The organism is Streptomyces sp. NPDC001668, from assembly GCF_042893155.1.
Lineage (GTDB): Bacteria > Actinomycetota > Actinomycetes > Streptomycetales > Streptomycetaceae > Streptomyces.
The window spans coordinates 54,470-70,867 of record NZ_JBIAUQ010000011.1 but is presented as its reverse complement, the minus strand read 5'-3'; the positions used below and the strand labels follow the sequence as shown (position 1 = coordinate 70,867).

Annotated in this window: 16 protein-coding genes; 7 read left to right on the top strand and 9 right to left on the bottom strand. The window is 72.8% G+C overall.

The genetic code is table 11. The annotated features are described in order from the left end of the window. Positions 1–37 precede the first annotated feature (37 nt). A complete protein-coding gene (locus ACFYZ8_RS29360) occupies positions 38–871 on the bottom strand; it encodes a class I SAM-dependent methyltransferase (RefSeq protein WP_388538318.1) in 834 nt (277 codons plus the stop codon). Positions 872–1,047: 176 nt separating this feature from the next. Between ACFYZ8_RS29360 and ACFYZ8_RS29355 the strand changes: the two genes are divergently transcribed. Continuing rightward, on the top strand, positions 1,048–2,670 hold the full coding sequence (locus ACFYZ8_RS29355; RefSeq protein ID WP_359036080.1) for an ATP-binding cassette domain-containing protein: 1,623 nt from the start codon (positions 1,048–1,050) through the stop codon (positions 2,668–2,670). A gap of 30 nt (positions 2,671–2,700) precedes the next feature. On the opposite strand, the gene ACFYZ8_RS29350 is transcribed toward ACFYZ8_RS29355, so the two are convergent. Next, positions 2,701–3,804: a Vms1/Ankzf1 family peptidyl-tRNA hydrolase gene (locus tag ACFYZ8_RS29350; RefSeq protein ID WP_388538321.1), complete on the bottom strand. Its 1,104-nt coding sequence runs from the start codon at positions 3,802–3,804 to the stop codon at positions 2,701–2,703. 66 nt (positions 3,805–3,870) lie between these two features. Here ACFYZ8_RS29350 and ACFYZ8_RS29345 point away from each other — a divergent pair, with 66 nt between their 5' ends. Beyond that, the gene (locus tag ACFYZ8_RS29345) at positions 3,871–4,152 is read left to right on the top strand and encodes a DUF6158 family protein (RefSeq protein ID WP_359036076.1); all 282 of its coding nucleotides are present in this window, start codon (positions 3,871–3,873) and stop codon (positions 4,150–4,152) included. Between the two features lie 122 nt (positions 4,153–4,274). Here ACFYZ8_RS29345 and ACFYZ8_RS29340 read toward each other — a convergent pair whose 3' ends face one another. The 5 genes from ACFYZ8_RS29340 to ACFYZ8_RS29320 form a co-directional block, all read right to left on the bottom strand. Next, a complete protein-coding gene (locus ACFYZ8_RS29340; protein ID WP_388538323.1) occupies positions 4,275–6,374 on the bottom strand; it encodes a catalase in 2,100 nt (699 codons plus the stop codon). After that, positions 6,374–6,916, bottom strand: coding sequence for a type 1 glutamine amidotransferase domain-containing protein (locus tag ACFYZ8_RS29335; protein ID WP_388538325.1), 543 nt, complete (start codon positions 6,914–6,916; stop codon positions 6,374–6,376). The genes ACFYZ8_RS29340 and ACFYZ8_RS29335 overlap by 1 nt, the downstream gene beginning before the upstream one ends. A 235-nt stretch (positions 6,917–7,151) precedes the next feature. Beyond that, positions 7,152–7,604 (bottom strand): CBS domain-containing protein, encoded by a 453-nt coding sequence (locus tag ACFYZ8_RS29330; RefSeq protein WP_359036070.1) that lies wholly within the window; start codon positions 7,602–7,604, stop codon positions 7,152–7,154. After that, the gene (locus tag ACFYZ8_RS29325; RefSeq protein ID WP_359036068.1) at positions 7,601–7,987 is read right to left on the bottom strand and encodes a DUF2795 domain-containing protein; all 387 of its coding nucleotides are present in this window, start codon (positions 7,985–7,987) and stop codon (positions 7,601–7,603) included. Before ACFYZ8_RS29325 ends, ACFYZ8_RS29330 begins: the two co-directional genes overlap by 4 nt. A gap of 256 nt (positions 7,988–8,243) precedes the next feature. Continuing rightward, a complete protein-coding gene (locus ACFYZ8_RS29320) occupies positions 8,244–10,040 on the bottom strand; it encodes a thiamine pyrophosphate-requiring protein (protein ID WP_388538328.1) in 1,797 nt (598 codons plus the stop codon). A gap of 245 nt (positions 10,041–10,285) precedes the next feature. On the opposite strand from ACFYZ8_RS29320, the gene ACFYZ8_RS29315 reads away from it, so the two are divergent. From ACFYZ8_RS29315 to ACFYZ8_RS29300, 4 genes are all read left to right on the top strand, one after another. Then, positions 10,286–11,080, top strand: coding sequence for an RNA polymerase sigma factor SigF (locus ACFYZ8_RS29315; RefSeq protein ID WP_388538330.1), 795 nt, complete (start codon positions 10,286–10,288; stop codon positions 11,078–11,080). A gap of 208 nt (positions 11,081–11,288) precedes the next feature. Next, positions 11,289–11,975, top strand: a complete 687-nt coding sequence (locus ACFYZ8_RS29310) for a hypothetical protein (protein WP_359036062.1) — start codon at positions 11,289–11,291, stop codon at positions 11,973–11,975. Positions 11,976–12,134: 159 nt separating this feature from the next. Beyond that, positions 12,135–13,379, top strand: coding sequence for an aminotransferase class I/II-fold pyridoxal phosphate-dependent enzyme (locus ACFYZ8_RS29305; RefSeq protein ID WP_388538332.1), 1,245 nt, complete (start codon positions 12,135–12,137; stop codon positions 13,377–13,379). Then, the gene (locus ACFYZ8_RS29300) at positions 13,376–14,431 is read left to right on the top strand and encodes an MBL fold metallo-hydrolase (protein ID WP_388538334.1); all 1,056 of its coding nucleotides are present in this window, start codon (positions 13,376–13,378) and stop codon (positions 14,429–14,431) included. The genes ACFYZ8_RS29305 and ACFYZ8_RS29300 overlap by 4 nt, the downstream gene beginning before the upstream one ends. Positions 14,432–14,495: 64 nt before the next feature. Here the strand turns inward: ACFYZ8_RS29300 and ACFYZ8_RS29295 are convergent, their stop codons facing one another. Next, positions 14,496–15,110 (bottom strand): VTT domain-containing protein, encoded by a 615-nt coding sequence (locus ACFYZ8_RS29295; protein ID WP_359036056.1) that lies wholly within the window; start codon positions 15,108–15,110, stop codon positions 14,496–14,498. Continuing rightward, a complete protein-coding gene (locus ACFYZ8_RS29290) occupies positions 15,107–15,880 on the bottom strand; it encodes an MBL fold metallo-hydrolase (protein WP_388538336.1) in 774 nt (257 codons plus the stop codon). The genes ACFYZ8_RS29295 and ACFYZ8_RS29290 overlap by 4 nt, the downstream gene beginning before the upstream one ends. An 83-nt stretch (positions 15,881–15,963) precedes the next feature. Here ACFYZ8_RS29290 and ACFYZ8_RS29285 point away from each other — a divergent pair, with 83 nt between their 5' ends. Further along, positions 15,964–16,365: a hypothetical protein gene (locus ACFYZ8_RS29285; RefSeq protein WP_359036052.1), complete on the top strand. Its 402-nt coding sequence runs from the start codon at positions 15,964–15,966 to the stop codon at positions 16,363–16,365. The last annotated feature ends 33 nt before the right edge of the window (positions 16,366–16,398 follow it).

Below are 16,398 nucleotides of genomic sequence, written 5' to 3'. Positions count from 1 at the left end.
GAACCTCCTGTTCTCCGGGTATCCCGGAAATGGAGATTCAGGCGCGCTTTCGGCACAGAATTTCTCCGTGCAGTACACAGAACCAGCCGTCGTCCTGCTTGCCCCACTCCCGCCACGCCTCGGCGACGGCCCGCAGCTGCTCGGCGTCGGCGTGCCCGCCCTCGGTGGCCCGCTCCGCGTACGCGGAGGCCACCGTGCGGTCCGCCCACAGCCCGCTCCACCACTCCCGCTCCTCGGCGGTGGAGTAGGTCCAGGTGCCGGCGCTCGCGGTGATGTCGGTCAGGCCCGCGCGCAGCGCCCAGGACTTCAGCCGCCGCCCGGCGTCCGGCTCACCGCCGTTGGCCCGGGCCACCCGGCGGTACAGGTCCAGCCAGTCGTCCAGCCCCGCGGACGCCGGGTACCAGGTCATGGCGGCGTAGTCCGAGTCGCGCACCGCGATGTACCCGCCCGGCTTGGTGACCCGCAGCATCTCGCGCAGCGCCCGCACCGGGTCCCCGACGTGCTGGAGCACCTGGTGGGCGTGGACCACGCAGAACGTGTCGTCCGGGAAGTCCAGCGCGTGCACGTCGGCGACCGCGAAGTCGACGTTCGTCAGACCTCGTCCGGCCGCCGTGGCGCGCGCCTGGTCCAGGATGCCGGGCGCGTGGTCGACGCCGGTGACGTGCCCGTCCGGGACCAGTGCCGCGAGGTCCGCGGTGATCGTGCCCGGCCCGCAGCCGATGTCCAGGATCTTCATGTGCGGCTTCAGCGAACCGAGCAGGTAGGCCGCCGAGTTGGCGGCGGTGCGCCAGGTGTGCGAGCGCAGTACGGACTCGTGGTGGCCGTGCGTGTAGACGGCGGTCTCCCGCGGCTTCTCCTGCGGTGTCGGCATGACTGAACTCCCCTTTTCGACATGTCCGTCGGTACGCAGAACCGTACGCCCGCATGTCGAATGGTGAGACCCCCGTATTGCGATGTGGACTGACGGGCCATCAGAAGGAGAGTGGCGGGTCCTCCCGGCGATATGCGTTTGCCCTGCTCCCGTCGGCGCGCGCAGAATGCGGCCTCATGGGACATCTGGAAGCCGCACACCTCGAGTACTACCTCCCCGACGGGAGGGCGCTGCTCGGCGATGTGTCGTTCCGGGTGGGGGAGGGGGCCGTGGTGGCCCTCGTCGGGCCCAACGGGGCCGGGAAGACGACCCTGCTGCGGCTGATCTCCGGTGAGCTGAAGCCGCACGGCGGGACGGTCACCGTCAGTGGCGGCCTGGGTGTGATGCGCCAGTTCGTGGGGTCCGTACGGGACGAGACGACCGTACGGGACCTGCTCGTGTCGGTCGCGCCGCCCCGGATCCGTCAGGCCGCGCAGGCCGTGGACAAGGCCGAGCACCTGATCATGACCGTGGACGACGAGGCCGCCCAGCTGAAGTACGCGCAGGCCCTGTCCGACTGGGCCGAGGTGCAGGGGTACGAGTCGGAGACGCTGTGGGACATGTGCACCATGGCCGCGCTCGGGGTGCCGTACGACAAGGCGCAGTTCCGGCAGGTGCGGACGCTGTCCGGCGGTGAGCAGAAGCGGCTCGTGCTGGAGGCGCTGCTGCGCGGCACGGACGAGGTGCTGCTGCTCGACGAGCCGGACAACTACCTCGACGTGCCCGGCAAGCGCTGGCTGGAGGAGCGGCTGAAGGAGACCCGCAAGACGGTGCTCTTCGTCTCCCACGACCGGGAGCTGCTCTCGCGGGCCGCCGAGCGGATCGTCTCCGTGGAACCCTCGCCCGCCGGGGCGGACGCCTGGGTGCACGGCGGCGGGTTCGCCACCTATCACGAGGCGCGGCGCGAACGCTTCGCCCGCTTCGAGGAGTTGCGCCGGCGCTGGGACGAGAAGCACGCACAGCTCAAGAAGCTGGTGCTGAACCTCCGTCAGGCGGCCAGCATCAGCCATGAGTTGTCCTCCCGCTACCAGGCGGCCCAGACCCGCCTGCGCAAGTTCGAGGAGGCCGGACCGCCGCCCGAGCCGCCGCGCGAACAGGACATCACCATGCGGCTCAAGGGCGGGCGGACCGGCGTAAGGGCCGTCACCTGCAAGGGACTTGAGCTGACCGGTCTGATGAAGCCGTTCGACCTGGAGGTCTTCTACGGCGAACGCGTCGCCGTGCTCGGCTCCAACGGCTCCGGCAAGTCGCACTTCCTGCGGCTGCTGGCGGGGGACGGCACGGTGGCGCACACGGGCGAGTGGAAGCTGGGCGCGCGGGTCGTGCCCGGGCACTTCGCGCAGACGCACGCCCACCCCGAGCTCTTCGGCCGCACCCTCCTCGACATCCTCTGGAAGGAGCACGCCCAGGACCGGGGCGCCGCGATGTCCCGGCTGCGCCGCTACGAGCTGACCGGCCAGGCCGAGCAGAGCTTCGACCGGCTCTCCGGCGGCCAGCAGGCCCGCTTCCAGATCCTCCTCCTGGAGCTCCAGGGCGTCACCGCGCTCCTCCTGGACGAGCCCACGGACAACCTGGACCTGGAGTCCGCGGAGGCCCTCCAGGAGGGCCTGGAGGCCTTCGACGGCACGGTCCTCGCGGTCACCCACGACCGCTGGTTCGCGCGGTCCTTCGACCGGTTCCTGGTCTTCGGCTCGGACGGGAAGGTGCGCGAGACACCGGAGCCGGTGTGGGACGAACGACGCGTGGAAAGGGCCCGGTGACCCCAGGTCACCGGGCCCCTCCGGGGCGTCTCAGGCCCAGCGCAGCAGTGCGCCCAGGCCGCCCACCGGGACCTCCTCGGCCACCGGGGTCACCGACAGCGCCGGAGCGCCCGTCGCCACCACCGACCTGATCAGCGCGTCGTCGGCCCGGGCCGACCAGGAGTTCTGCTCGCCGAGGATCTTCAGCTCCGTACGGCGGACCGCCAGCTGGTCCGGGTCCTCCCCGACCCAGACCTCCTGGTGTGCGTCGGGCCCGTCCGGGCGGATGAGCAGCTCGTCGATACGGTGCTCACGCGCCGCCTCGACCAGCGCGGGCACGCCCTCCACGGCCCCAGGACGTCCGTCGTCGCCCGGCGTACGGGCGGCGAGGAACCGTTCCAGCTCGCGCTCCGCGCGCTGCCGTACGTGTTCGGCGCGGGCCCGCTCCACGTCCTCGTCCAGCAGCCGGCTCCCGGCGCCGTGCTCGGCCTCCACGACCCGCCCGTGCAGCCGCTTGGGCAGCCGCTCGCGCACCGACCGCTTCTCCCGCTCGTCGCCGACCAGGATCAGCAGGTCGGCGCCGGTCTCCTCCTGGCACACGGCGAGCGCGTCGGCGATCTCGGCCGCGTTGTGCTCCCAGGTGTTCTCCACGCGCAGCTGGAAGTGCCGTTCCGACCAGTCCGCGCTGCTCGTCCGGTGGACGGGCCACTGCTTGCCGGTGACCGAACCCGCGTCGCGCCGGCCGAGCGCCCCGCGCACCTCGAAGTCGGCGCCCTTGCGGTCGACGTACGCCACCACGCACAGCGGGTCCTCGCCGGCCAGCTCGACCAGGGGCGCGGTGTGCGGCAGCGGGGCCCAGCGGACCAGGCTGCCGCCCGGGGACCTGGTCAGCGGCGGGTCCAGGACGACCTCGCCGGCCCGGGCGAAGACGGCCCTGCCGTGCGGCTGCGACGAGTGCCGCAGTTCCTCCAGCGCCTCTCGCACGGCCACGCAGGTCTCCTCGTCGGCCCCCTGGGTGGAGAGCTCGCGGGCGACCGCCACGGCTGCCAGATGCCGCTCGTGGGACGTGTCCTCGGTGGGGCGTGGGGCGTCGACGTACACGGAGGCCCAGGGGCCCGGATGTTCGTAGAGTGGATGCAGGAAAGCGAGATCCATTGGTTCCCTCCCGGATGCCGCTCGGGGGCAGTGCGGTATTGCTCGCGGGGCGGGTACCCGAAGCGCATGAACGAACACGACGAGCGGGACACCACCATGACCGGAGTCGACCCCGGCCGGCTGGACGACCAGCAGCTGATGAAAGAGCTGGAGACGATCCACCGCACCCGGCACGAAACACTGCTCCACGGCTCGAACGACGCGCTCAGTGCCCACAACGAGCGCATGGCCCGGCTCGAGGGCGAGTACCTGCGCCGCCACCCGCGCCGGACGGTGGCCGCGGGCCGCACCCGTGAGGGCGCGCGGGAGCGCGGGTCGGGGGAGTCGGCCACACCGGCGCTGGACTGACCGGGAGAATCCCCCGGACAGGGAGGTCCCCCGGCCCGGACAGGGAGATCCCCCGGACAGCGGACGGTGACCTGCCGATCACGCGATCAGCAGGCCACCGGTGATGTGCCCGAAGGGGCGCGTCAGCGGCGCGTCGGCAGCCGGTCCCAGTGCCGGTGCGCGGCGATCGCGGCCACGAACGCGTCCAGGAACTCCTCGCCCGCCGGACCCGGAGACGTCTCCGTCACGACACCGTGGTCGGACTCCACGCGGTGGAACTCCTTGGACAGGCGCAGCCCCTCCGGCTCCAGCGACGACAGGATGCCGACGCCCGAGCCGAGCGCGCCGATGGGCTTGCCGTGCCGGTAGGCGTCCCGCACGAAACGCGTCGCGTCCGGGTCGGCGGCCGCCGGCGGGGTGCCCACGGGGCCGCCGGGCAGCAGGACGGCGTCGTACAGCACCGAGGCGACGGTCGGCAGCGCGCGGTCGACCGTGTACAGCTCGCCGTCGGCACCGCGCACCTCTCCGTCCGCCGGCGCCAGTGCCTCCACGATCGCGCCCTCGGCGGCCAGCCGTTCCCGCACCGAGGTCACCTGCTCGGCGTCGATCCCGTCGGTGACGAGGACCGCGATCCGCCGGGTGCGGATGGAGCCGTCACCGCGCAGTGCCTCCAGGCTGAGCGCGGGGGAGGAGAGCTTGTACGCCGTCTGACCTCCGGACGGTTCCGGTACGCCGATGCCGCCCGCCACCCGGGTCGCCAGCTCGCCGTCCACCTTCGCCAGGTGCTCGACCGTGCGGGCCCGCACCGCCCGGGCGTCCACCTTCCCCAGTTCGAAGCGGAACGCCTCGACGATGTGCTGCTTCTCCCAGTCGGCCATGCTGTTCCAGAACAGCGCGGGCTGGCTGTAGTGGTCCTGGAAGCTCGGGCTGCGCCGCCGGATCTTGTGCCCGTCCACGCGTTCCGTGTAGTGACTGAACGCGTCCCCGTCGACGCCGGCGTGGGCCGGGCAGCCGCCGCCGAGGGAGTTCGGGGAGTAGTTCGTGCCCCGGTGGATCGTGCTCTGGTGGTAGCCGTCGCGCTGGTTGTTGCGCACCGGCGCCACCGGCCGGTTCACCGGCAGCTGCGAGAAGTTCGGCCCGCCCAGACGGATCAACTGGGTGTCCAGATAGGAGAAGTTGCGGGCCTGGAGCAGCGGGTCGTTGGTGAAGTCGATGCCCGGCACGAGGTTGGCGGTGTGGAAGGCGACCTGCTCGGTCTCGGCGAAGAAGTTCTCCGGGTTGCGGTCCAGCACCATCCGGCCGATCGGCCGCACCGGCACCTGCTCCTCCGGGATCAGCTTCGTGGCGTCGAGCAGATCGAAGTCGAAGGCGAACTCGTCCTCCTCCGGCACCAGTTGGACGCCGAGTTCCCACTCCGGGTACTCGCCGGCCTCGATGGCGTCCCACAGGTCGCGCCGGTTGAAGTCCGGGTCGCGGCCCTGGCACTCCTGCGCCTCGTCCCACACCAGCGAGTGCGCGCCCAGCCGCGGCTTCCAGTGGAACTTCACGAAGGTGCCGCGCCCCTCGGCGTTCACGAACCGGAAGGTGTGCACACCGAAGCCCTGCATCATGCGGTAACTGCGCGGGATCGCCCGGTCCGACATCAGCCACATGATCGCGTGCAGGGTCTCCGGCTGCAGCGACACGAAGTCCCACAGGGTGTCGTGCGCGGAGGCGCCCGTGGGGATGTCGTTGTGCGGCTCCGGCTTCACCGCGTGCACGAAGTCCGGGAACTTGATGCCGTCCTGGATGAAGAAGACCGGGAAGTTGTTCCCGACCAGGTCGTAGTTCCCCTCGGACGTGTAGAACTTGGTGGCGAAGCCGCGCACGTCCCGCACGGTGTCCGCGGAGCCCTTCGGGCCCTGCACGGTCGAGAACCGCACGAAGACGGGCGTGCGGACCGCCGGGTCCTGGAGGAAGGCGGCCCGGGTGAACTCGGCGCAGGACTCGTACGGTTCGAAGTAGCCGTACGCGCCCGCGCCCCGCGCGTGCACCACCCGCTCCGGGATCCGCTCGTGGTCGAAACGGGTGAGCTTCTCCCGGAAGTGGAAGTCCTCCATCAGCGTCGGACCGCGCTCACCGGCCGTGAGCGAGTCGTCGGTGTGGTCCACCTGGACGCCCTGGTCGGTGGTGAGCGGCCCGGCGGCCGGGTCGTCGGCGTGGAAGTCCTCGCGCTGACGCTGTTTGCGGTCGGGGGAGTCCACTAGACGGCCTCCTTGGCGAACACGTCCAGGAACGTCTCGCAGAACGCCTTCAGGTCGTCCGGCTTGCGGCTGGTGACCAGCTTGTTGTCGCCGTGGTCGCAGACCTTCACCTGCTCGTCCACCCAGGTGCCGCCCGCGTTGCGGATGTCCGTCCGCAGACTCGGCCAGGAGGTCAGCACCCGGCCCCGTACGACGTCCGCCTCGACGAGCGTCCAGGGGGCGTGGCAGATCGCCGCCACGGGCTTGCCCCGGGTGAAGAAGTCCGCGACGAACGCCACCGCCTTCTCGTCCATCCGCAGGAAGTCCGGGTTGGCCACCCCACCGGGCAGCACCAGAGCGCCGAAGGAGTCCGCGGACGTCTCGCCCACGACCTCCTGCACGGGGAAGGTGTCCGCCTTGTCGAGATGGTCGAACGCCTGGATCGTGCCGGGCTTCGTCGACACGAGCACGGGCTCGTGTCCCGCGTTCACCGCCGCCTGCCACGGATCGGTGAGCTCGATCTGCTCGACGCCCTCGGGTGCGGTCAGAAACGCGATGCGCATGATGAATCAACGTCCTTTCCTGGAAGGGTCTTTCCTTGCACGGGACGTGCCGGCGCGGCACGAGCCGCCACCCGTCCGGATCGCCGCGCGCGCGGCGCGGCGGCCGGCTCGGCCGGCTCGACCTCGCGGTCCCCGGGCGTGGCGTCCGCACGTCCCCCACGGGCGACGCGGCAGACGTCCACGTCCACGGTGGTCCCCGCGGCGGCGGTCTCGGCGGCCCGGGCGCCGACCCGGCTCATATGAGGTCCCGTCCGTCGGTTGCGGGCTCCGGGTCGGGGTCCGCGCGGCTGATGTCGGCGAGCGCCGAACCCGGGTCCCGGCCCTCGGCGATGTCTCCGAGGCTCACCATGCCGACGGGCAGGCCGTCCTCGACGACCGGCAGCCGCCGTACGGCGTGGGCCCTCATCAGCGCGACCGCCTGCGTCACCGGGTCGCCGGGGGCGACCGTCAGCGGATCCGGCGTGCACACCGACTGCGCGCTCACCGTCAGCGGATCGGCCCCGTCGGCGACGGCCCGGATCGTGATGTCCCGGTCGGTGAGCAGCCCCACCACGCGCTGACCGTCGGCGACCACGACATCGCCGATGTCCTGCGCGCGCATCAGCCGCGCCGCCTCCACCAGCGAGGCGTCCGGGCGGACGGCCACCACACCGGGTGTCATCACGTCCCTCACCAGCTCCGCCCTCATGGGGCGTCCTCCGTCCCGGTCAGCGCCAGCGCGAGCTCCTGGACGTTGGCGTAGCTCTCCTCGCCCGGCAGTTCCTCCACGGCCTCGGCCAGGGCGTCGGGGGCGTTCTCACGGCGCAGCGCCCGCACCAGCTCGACGGGAGTGGCGGGGAACGAGCTGCGGCCCAGGACGCGGGCCAGCTCCAGCCGGACGGTCTCCAGTGACGCCCCGGCGCTGCCCGGCGTCACGGGCCCGCCCCAGACCTGCGGATCGTCGTCGGCGGTCGGCTCCGGGTCGTTCCACTCCTCGCTCCGGGTGGGATGCCCGGAGCGGAGCAGACCCTGGAGTTCGTGCTTCATCTCGTCGTCGCGGTGGCGGCTCAGCCGGTCGCTGCCTCGCTGCATGCTTCCCTCCAGATCTTCGGGGTCCGCACCGCGTACCCGTGCACCGGAGGCCGACACAGGGTTTGCCGGACGGAAGCGGGGAGACCCGGTCCGAACCCCCCGCGCACCTCCCTTGGGAAGGACAAGGCGATGGTCGTCCTCGCCGCGCTCATACCGATCCTCATGCTCGGCGTCGTCCTCGCGCTGGGCCGGTACGAGGAACTGATGCTGCCGGAGCCCAAGGGCGACCGGCGCGAACCGGCCGCCCTCCCCGCGGTCACTTCTTCTCCCGCCCCGGCAGGAACTCCTGCACCTTCGCCTTGAAGCCCTGCTTCACCATGGACGCCGCGTCGGGGTCTCCCTTGAGGACCGAGGCGGCCGTGGCCTCCATCTGCTCCCAGGTGGCGTGCGGCGGGATCGGCGGTACGGCGGGGTCGGTGAGGAACTCCAGGACGGTGGGCCCGTCCGCCTGAAGAGCGGCCCGCCACGCGGCCTCCACGTCCTCCGGCTTCTCCACCCGGATCCCGGTCAGACCGAGGGAGCGGGCGAACGCGGCGTACTGCACGTCCGGAAGCTGCTGCGAGGGCAGGAACGACGGAGCGCCCTCCATGGCCCGCATCTCCCAGGTGACCTGGTTGAGGTCGTGGTTGTTCCAGATGGCGACGATCAGCCGCGGATCCTCCCACAGCTCCCGGTACTTGGCCACGGTGATCAGCTCGGCCAGGCCGTTCATCTGCATCGCCCCGTCCCCGACCAGCGCGATCGCCGGCCGGTCCGGATGCGCGAACTTCGCGCCGATGGCGTACGGCACGCCGGGGCCCATCGTCGCCAGCGTCCCGGACAGCGACGAGCGCATGCCGGGCCGCATGGTCAGGTGCCGGGCGTACCAGTTGGCGGTGGACCCGGAGTCCGAGGTGACGATCGCGTTGTCCGGCAGCAGCGGGTCCAGGACGTGGGCCACGTACTCCGGGTTGATCGGATCGGCGGACTGCTGCGCCCGCCGCTCCATCACCTCGCGCCAGCGCGTGACGTTGCCGCACACCGTGTCGAACCACTCGCGCCCGTCACGCTCCACGTCCAGCATCGGGATCAGCCGCTGGAGCGTCGCCTTCGCGTCGCCGACGAGATTCACCTCGTAGGGATAGCGCATCCCGACCATGTGCGGGTCGATGTCGATCTGCACGCCCCGCGCCTTGCCGAACTCCGGCAGGAACTGCGTGTACGGGAACGACGAGCCGATGGTCAGCAGGGTGTCGCAGTCCCGCATGAGTTCGTACGACGGGCGCGTGCCCAGCAGGCCGATCGAGCCGGTGACGTACGGGAGTTCGTCGCTCAGCGCGTCCTTGCCGAGCAGTGCCTTGGCGACGCCCGCGCCGAGCAGCTCGGCGATCCGCTCCACCTCGGGGCGGGCGCCTGCCGCGCCCTGGCCGATCAGGATCGCGGGCTTCGCACCGGAGTTGAGGATCTCCGCGGCCCGCTCCAGCGACTCCTGTGACGGCACCGCGGTCCAGGCGCTGCGGTCCAGGCTGGACGGCACCATCTTGAACTCGTGCGTGGGCGCCGCGTAGTCGAGCTCCTGGACGTCGCCCGGGATGATGATCGCGGTCGGGCAGCGGCGGGCGTACGCGGTGCGGATCGCCCGGTCCAGGACGTTCGGCAGCTGCTCGGGGACCGTCACCGTCTCCACGAACTCCGAGGCGACGTCCTTGAACAGGGTGTGCAGGTCCACCTCCTGCTGGTACGACCCGCCCATCGCGGTGCGGTGCGTCTGGCCGACGATCGCCAGCACCGGCACATGGTCCAGCTTGGCGTCGTACAGCCCGTTGAGCAGGTGGATCGCGCCGGGTCCCGAGGTCGCCGCGCACACCCCGATACGGCCGCTGAACTTGGCGTAACCGACCGCCTCGAACGCGGACATCTCCTCGTGCCGGGACTGCACGAACCGCGGCTGGTTGTCGGCCCGGCCCCAGGCCGCCAGCAGGCCGTTGATGCCGTCTCCCGGATAGCCGAAGACATGGTCCACACCCCATTCGCGCAGCCGCTCGAGGATGTGATCGGACACCTTGGTGCTCATGGGCTGACCTCCCGGACATGGTTGGCACAGGCAGCAGCCTTACGAGTCACCCTGCGGGCCGACGGAAAACCTGCCCCGGTGTTTGGCGCGGAGGGCCGGGGGCAGGCGCACCCACAGTGCTTCGGACCGGAGGCACGTCCGTGGGAGCGGCGATCGGCCGCCACGGCCCCGCCCGTCCGCACGTGGACGCGCTTCCCCCCGCCGATCGTCCGACCCAGAGCACGATCTAGGGAGCTGCGACGCACATGCCCACTCCAGTGAGCGCGAAGCACCACCCGCACGACGACGCCCCCGACACCGCCGAAGCCTTCCGCAGGCTCGCCGCACTGCCCCCGGGCCCCGAGCGCGACACCCTGCGCGGACAGGTCGTCGAGGCCTGGCTGCCCATGGCCGACCGCCTCGCCGGACGCTTCCGCAGCCGCGGCGAGAACCTCGACGACCTGCGCCAGGTCGCCGCCCTCGGCCTGGTCAAGGCCGTCGACCGCTACGACCTCGAACGCGGCAACGCCTTCGAGAGCTACGCCGTCCCCACCATCACCGGCGAGATCAAGCGGCACTTCCGCGACCACATGTGGACCCTGCACGTGCCGCGCCGCGTCCAGGACCTGCGCAACCGGGTCCGTTTCGCCTCCCAGGACCTCGCCCAGACCATCCCGGGACGCAGGCCCACCGTCGCCGAGATCGCCCGGCACGCGGACATGAGCGAGGAGGACGTCCGGGTCGGCCTGGAGGCCCTGGAGAGCTTCACCGCCCTCTCCCTCGACGCCGAACTGCCCGGCAGCGAGGACGGCTACTCGCTAGCCGACGCCCTCGGCTCGGCCGACCCCGCACTGGACACGGTCGTCGACCGCGAGTCCGTCAGGCCCCGGCTGGCCGCCCTGCCCGAACGGGAGCGCGCCATCCTCTACATGCGCTTCTTCGGCGACATGACGCAGAGCCGGATCGCCGAGCAGCTGGGCATCTCCCAGATGCACGTGTCCCGGCTGATCAACCGCTGCTGCGGACGGCTGCGCGAGCAGATCATGCGCGACGCCGCGTGACCGGACCGCTTCGGATCAGCGCTCCCTTCGGCGCCCGGGCGTCACCCACTCGGCCCTCCCCGTCCCGCCAATGGCCTCCGGCCGCGCGCGGGACGGGGAGGGCCGGGCTGTGATGGCCGTGGGTGCGACCGTCGTGCCCCCGGCCCGGCCGTCGTGACCCCTACCCCGACGACGGGCCCCGCAGCCGTCGGCCGAAGGAGTCCACCCCATGCGCCGCACCGCCCGTCTCCGGGCCCTGTCCGTCGTCCTGCCCGCACTCGGGATCACCCTGGGCGTGGCCGCGCCGAGCGCCTTCGCGGAACCGGCCGCGGAGGTCAGCCCCAGCAGCGTCCAGCCGGGCGGCAGCGTCACCGTGTCCGTCTCCTGCGACCCGGGCACCGGCACACCGCCCGCCACCCTCGACGCCACCTCGGAGGCCTTCGAGTCGGAGACCGTCCACCTGCAACTGGTCCCCGGCAACGACGACCAGGTCACGGGCCCCGCCTACAGCGGCACCGCCCGCATCGCCGCCGACCAGGAGCTCCAGGACGGGGCCGGCGGTGTCGGACCGGACTCCGCGTGGACCGTCGACGGCACCTGCCCGACCTCCGACCGCGCACCCGGCAGCGCCTGGAGCGCCACCTTCACCGTCACCCGCGGCACCGCCACCGACGCCGGCCACCGCCCGTGCACCGCGTCGCACACCGAGCCCGGCATCGCGCCGGGGACCGAGCCACGCACCGAGAGCTGCGGCACCGCGGCCGTCCAGAACCCCGTCCGCGCCGGTCAGGGCGGCTCCTTCACCGACTCCGTGCCCGCCCTGGTCACCGGCGGTCTGCTGATCGCGGGCGCCGCCGCGGGCGCCGTGTACCGGCTGCGCCGCAAGGCTCCCGCCTCCGACGCCACCGACGTCTGAGAACGAAACCTCACGTCCGTGTGACAGGCGCAACCCGCGCGGGCGCCCATGGGCAGACCGTCCCGTGGGTACTCGGAGCGCGAGGAGCGCGCGCCAGGCGCGAACGAACGAGACGGCGGACCGGACGAGCCCACCGGAGAGCGGATTGCGGAGGTGAGCATGCGGACCGACCCGGAGGGCCACGGCCCCGTCCGCTACGGCCCGCCACTGCCCGACGACGGGCTGCCCGTCCTGCCCGACCTCACCGCCGTCCTCGCCGCCGCGGCCGCCCGGCCCCGCGCCGAACCGGTCGGCGGCGGCACCCCGCTCCTGGAGGCCGCCTGCGGCTACGCGGCCCGGCGCGGACTGCCCGCCGAACCCGACCACGTGGCCGCCGCCCCCGGCGCACCCGCCCTGCTGCTCGCACTGACCGCCGCGCTCGGCGGCGACGTCCTCGTGCCCCGCCCGTGCGCCGCCTGGTGGGCGCCGTACGCGCGCCTGCTGGGCAGACCCGTCTTCCACGTGGCGACACCGGCCGAGTGCGGCGGCGTCCCGGACCCGTACGCCCTCCTGGAGACCGTGCGCCGGGTGCGCGCCGAGGGCGGCGACCCGCGGCTGCTGGTGCTGTCCGTCGCCGACGACCCCACCGCCACTGTCGCCCCGCCCGAGGTGCTGCACGAGACCGTCGAGGCCGCCGCGGCCGAGGGCCTGCAGCTGGTCAGCGACGAGACCTGGCGCGACACCGTGCACGCCCCGCACGAGACCGTCTGGCTCAGCCCCGCCGAGATGCTGCCCGACCGGGTCACCGTCGTCACCGACCTGGCCGGCAGCCTGCTCCCGGCCGGCTGGCCGGCCGCCTTCGCCCGCTTCCCGGCGAACGGCGGCGGCGACGGGCTGCGCGCCCGTGTGCTGGACATCCTGACCGCCCTGGGCGCCCGCGTCGCCGCCCCCGTCGCCGCGGCCGCCGCGCACGCCCTCACCGAGCCCGAACCCGTCACCGCCCGCCGCACCGCCGCAGGACGCCTCCACGCGCGCGTGGCCGGCGCCGCGCACTCCGCCGTCGTCGGGGCGGGCGCCCTCAGCCGGCCCCCACGGGCCGGACGCCACCTCTACGTCGACCTCGGCCCGCTGCGCCCCGCGCTCACCGCGCGGGGCGTCGGCGACGCGCAGGACCTGGAGGACTTCCTCACCGCCCGGCTCGGCATGCCCGCCCCCGGCGGCCACCGCTTCGGCGACGACCTCGGCGCGCTGCGCGTACGGCTGTCCACCGGGCCCCTGCTCGGCGGCTCGGACGAGGAGCGTGCGGAATGCCTCACCTCACCCGCGCCGTTGGAACTGCCACAGGTGCAACGCGCGTTGAACACCCTGGAGTCGGTCTTCGACGACCTCCGCGACGACGCTCAGCGATGGGAGCCTCCTCGATGACGCAGCAGTCCGAGTCGACCACGAGCATGCGAGTGGCCGACGAGCCCTTGGCCCCCTCCTCCTTCGCGCCGCCGTCCCCGCCGCTCGCCGAACCCCGCCCGCTCGGGGAGCGCAGAGTGTGGCCGAAGTCCTTCCACGACCGCCTCACCGCCCCGCTGCCCGGCCTGAAGTCCATGGCCCGGTTCGCCCGCGAGGGCGCCGTACGGCCGGGACCCGAGGGCCTCGCCGACATCCCGAAGCTGCCCTACGCGCCCGCCCCGCTCCCCGCCGTCGACGCCCGCACGGTCGCCGTCTCCTGGGCGGGACACGCCAGTTGGGTGGTCCGGATCGGCGGCCTGACGGTCCTCACCGACCCCGTCTGGTCCCGCCGCATCCTCGGCACCCCGGCCCGCATCACCCCGGTCGGCATCGACTGGGACGCCCTGCCGCGCGTCGACGCGGTCGTCATCAGCCACAACCACTACGACCACCTGGACGCCCCGACCCTGCGCCGCCTGCCGCGCGACACCCCGGTCTTCGTCCCGGCCGGCCTGGCCCGCTGGTTCCACCGCCGCCGCTTCACCGCGGTGACCGAACTCGACTGGTGGGAGGCAGCCGAACTGGACGGCGTCCGCTTCGACTTCGTCCCCGCCCACCACTGGTCCAAGCGCTCCCTCACGGACACCTGCCGCACCCTGTGGGGCGGCTGGGTCCTCACCGCGCAGGACGGGCAGCGCGTCTACTTCGCGGGCGACACGGGCTACGGCCACTGGTTCTCCCGTATCGGCCGGCGCTACCCCGGCATCGACCTCGCCCTCCTGCCCATCGGCGCCTACGACCCCCGCTGGTGGCTCAGCGACGTCCACTGCGACCCGGAGGAGGCGGTGCGGGCGGCCCAGGACCTGGGCGCGAGGCGGATGGCGCCGATGCACTGGGCGACCTTCGTGCTGTCGGCCGAACCGGTCCTGGAGCCGTTGACGAGGGTCAGGCAGGCGTGGGAGCAGGCGGGCCTGGCACGCGAGGACCTGTGGGACCTGCCGGTCGGGGGGTCACGGGTGCTGGAGAGCCCCTAGGAGCGCATACCGCTCAGGAGCGCATACCGCTCAGGAGCGCATACCGCTCAGGAGCGCATGCCGTTCAGGAGCGGACCCGCTTCCAGACCGTCGGCGCCGCGCTGATCGCCAGGGTCAGCGCGACCGCCGCCAGCACACCCTCCCAGGGCTCCTTGAACAGCGACCCGCCCAGGATCCCGATCAGCTGGTACGTCACGGCCCACGCCAGACAGGCCGGCAGGTTCCCCCGCACGAACCGCCGCAGCGGCCACTCGGCCATGAGGCAGGCCAGCATCACCGGGATCCGCCCCGCCGGCACCAGCCGGGACAGCACGAGGACGGCCACCCCGTGGTCGGCCAGCTTCCCCTGCGCCTGGGAGAGCCGCTCCTCCGGCGCCCTGGACCGCAGCGCCTCCAGCCACCGCGACCCGTTCTTCGACTTCATCCCGCGCCGCCCCAGCCAGTACAGGGCGATGTCCCCGAGGAACGCGGCGAGGGAGGCCGTGACGAACACGTACAGCAGGGAGAGGGGCGCGGTCTGGTGAAAGGCCACCACGGCCGCCGAACTCACCAGCGCCCCCGTGGGTATCACGGGCACCAACGCCCCCAGGAACACCAGCAGGAACAGCGTCGGATACCCGATCGCCTGCCCGGCGGCACCGGGTGTCGCCCCCGTGGTGGCGGCCGCGAGCCATGTCACCGCGCGACCTCCAGCCGCACACTCTCCCCGTGCTCCAGCCGGTGCACGTCCACGCCGGGCGCGAACTGGGCCGCCAGCCGCACGAACTCCGCGCCCGGAGCGTGGAATTCGTGCGGCCGCACCGCGTCCATCCCGATCGGCCAGTACGTCCCGTAGTGCACCGGAACCGCACTGCGCGGCCCCAGCCGGGCCAGCGCCTCGGCCGCCCGCCCCGCGTCGAGGTGCCCCTCCCCGAGATACGGCCCCCAGCCGCCGACCGGCAGCAGCGCCACGTCGACAGGCCCGACCTCCTTGGCCATGTCGTCGAACAGCCCGGTGTCCCCGGCGAAGTACGTCCGGGCCGAGCCCTCGACGACGTAACCGAGCGCGGGGGAGCGGTGCGGCCCGAGCGGCAGCCGCCGCCCGTCGTGCCATGCGGGCACCACGCGTATCAGCAGGTCGCCGACGCGCCGCTCGTCACCGGGCGCCACCTCCTCCACCCGCAGATGGGTGAGCCGGCGCAGCCCCGGCACCTGGCGTGGTGCGCCCCGGGGCACGAGCAGGCGCGTGCCCGGCTCCAGCCGCGCCAACGAGGGAACATGCAGGTGATCGGCGTGCAGATGGGAGACCAGGACCACGTCCGCCCGCCAGGCCTCGGGCGGGGGCACCGCCCCGCGGCGCCGGCGCAGATGCGCGAGCCGGCGGGTGAACAGAGGGTCGGTGAGCACACGTACGTCCGAATCCGTGACCGTACAGGTGGCGTGACCCCACCAGGTGATCTCCACCGGCACCTCTTTGCCTCCTTCGCGCGACTCCCCGAAGCCTACGGGCTGGAGTATGGTCGGCGGCGAAACCCGGAGGTGAGGGGGACACCATGGGAGCGGTCCGTGTCACGGCGATCGCGAGTCTGACGCCGCTCGAGGAACTGGACGCCGATCCCTTTCTGGTGGACTCCCGCAGCCAGCACGCGATGTGCGCGCGCTGGGCCGCGGAGCGGGGGTACACCGTGCGGCGCGAACTGCTGGTGCGAGGCCTGCGCGCCGACCACTGCGTGCTGTGGGACGGGGTGCGGGCGGGCCGGGACCTGTTCGTCGCCCCCAGCCGCCGGGTCCTGGAGAGCGCCCTGTCCTCCGTGGAGGAGTTCACCGCCGAATGCGCCCGCCGCGGGGTACGCGTCGAGACGGTCGGCTTCGCGGAGCCCCTCTACGACGCCCAGATGAAGGCCAGCGTGCACCGCAGGCTCTCGATGCCGACCGCGGGATACGACGGACGCTGACTGTCCGACCCGTATGACACGCTGGTCCCAGCG

Coding starts and splice junctions, on each gene's coding strand:
- ACFYZ8_RS29360 (WP_388538318.1), bottom strand. CDS start 871: ATGCCGACACCGCAGGAGAAGCCGCGGGAGACCGCCGTCTACACGCAC.
- ACFYZ8_RS29350 (WP_388538321.1), bottom strand. CDS start 3,804: ATGGATCTCGCTTTCCTGCATCCACTCTACGAACATCCGGGCCCCTGG.
- ACFYZ8_RS29315 (WP_388538330.1), top strand. CDS start 10,286: ATGCCCACTCCAGTGAGCGCGAAGCACCACCCGCACGACGACGCCCCC.
- ACFYZ8_RS29335 (WP_388538325.1), bottom strand. CDS start 6,916: ATGCGCATCGCGTTTCTGACCGCACCCGAGGGCGTCGAGCAGATCGAG.
- ACFYZ8_RS29300 (WP_388538334.1), top strand. CDS start 13,376: ATGACGCAGCAGTCCGAGTCGACCACGAGCATGCGAGTGGCCGACGAG.
- ACFYZ8_RS29355 (WP_359036080.1), top strand. CDS start 1,048: ATGGGACATCTGGAAGCCGCACACCTCGAGTACTACCTCCCCGACGGG.
- ACFYZ8_RS29305 (WP_388538332.1), top strand. CDS start 12,135: ATGCGGACCGACCCGGAGGGCCACGGCCCCGTCCGCTACGGCCCGCCA.
- ACFYZ8_RS29285 (WP_359036052.1), top strand. CDS start 15,964: ATGGGAGCGGTCCGTGTCACGGCGATCGCGAGTCTGACGCCGCTCGAG.
- ACFYZ8_RS29330 (WP_359036070.1), bottom strand. CDS start 7,604: ATGAGGGCGGAGCTGGTGAGGGACGTGATGACACCCGGTGTGGTGGCC.
- ACFYZ8_RS29320 (WP_388538328.1), bottom strand. CDS start 10,040: ATGAGCACCAAGGTGTCCGATCACATCCTCGAGCGGCTGCGCGAATGG.
- ACFYZ8_RS29345 (WP_359036076.1), top strand. CDS start 3,871: ATGAACGAACACGACGAGCGGGACACCACCATGACCGGAGTCGACCCC.
- ACFYZ8_RS29325 (WP_359036068.1), bottom strand. CDS start 7,987: ATGCAGCGAGGCAGCGACCGGCTGAGCCGCCACCGCGACGACGAGATG.
- ACFYZ8_RS29310 (WP_359036062.1), top strand. CDS start 11,289: ATGCGCCGCACCGCCCGTCTCCGGGCCCTGTCCGTCGTCCTGCCCGCA.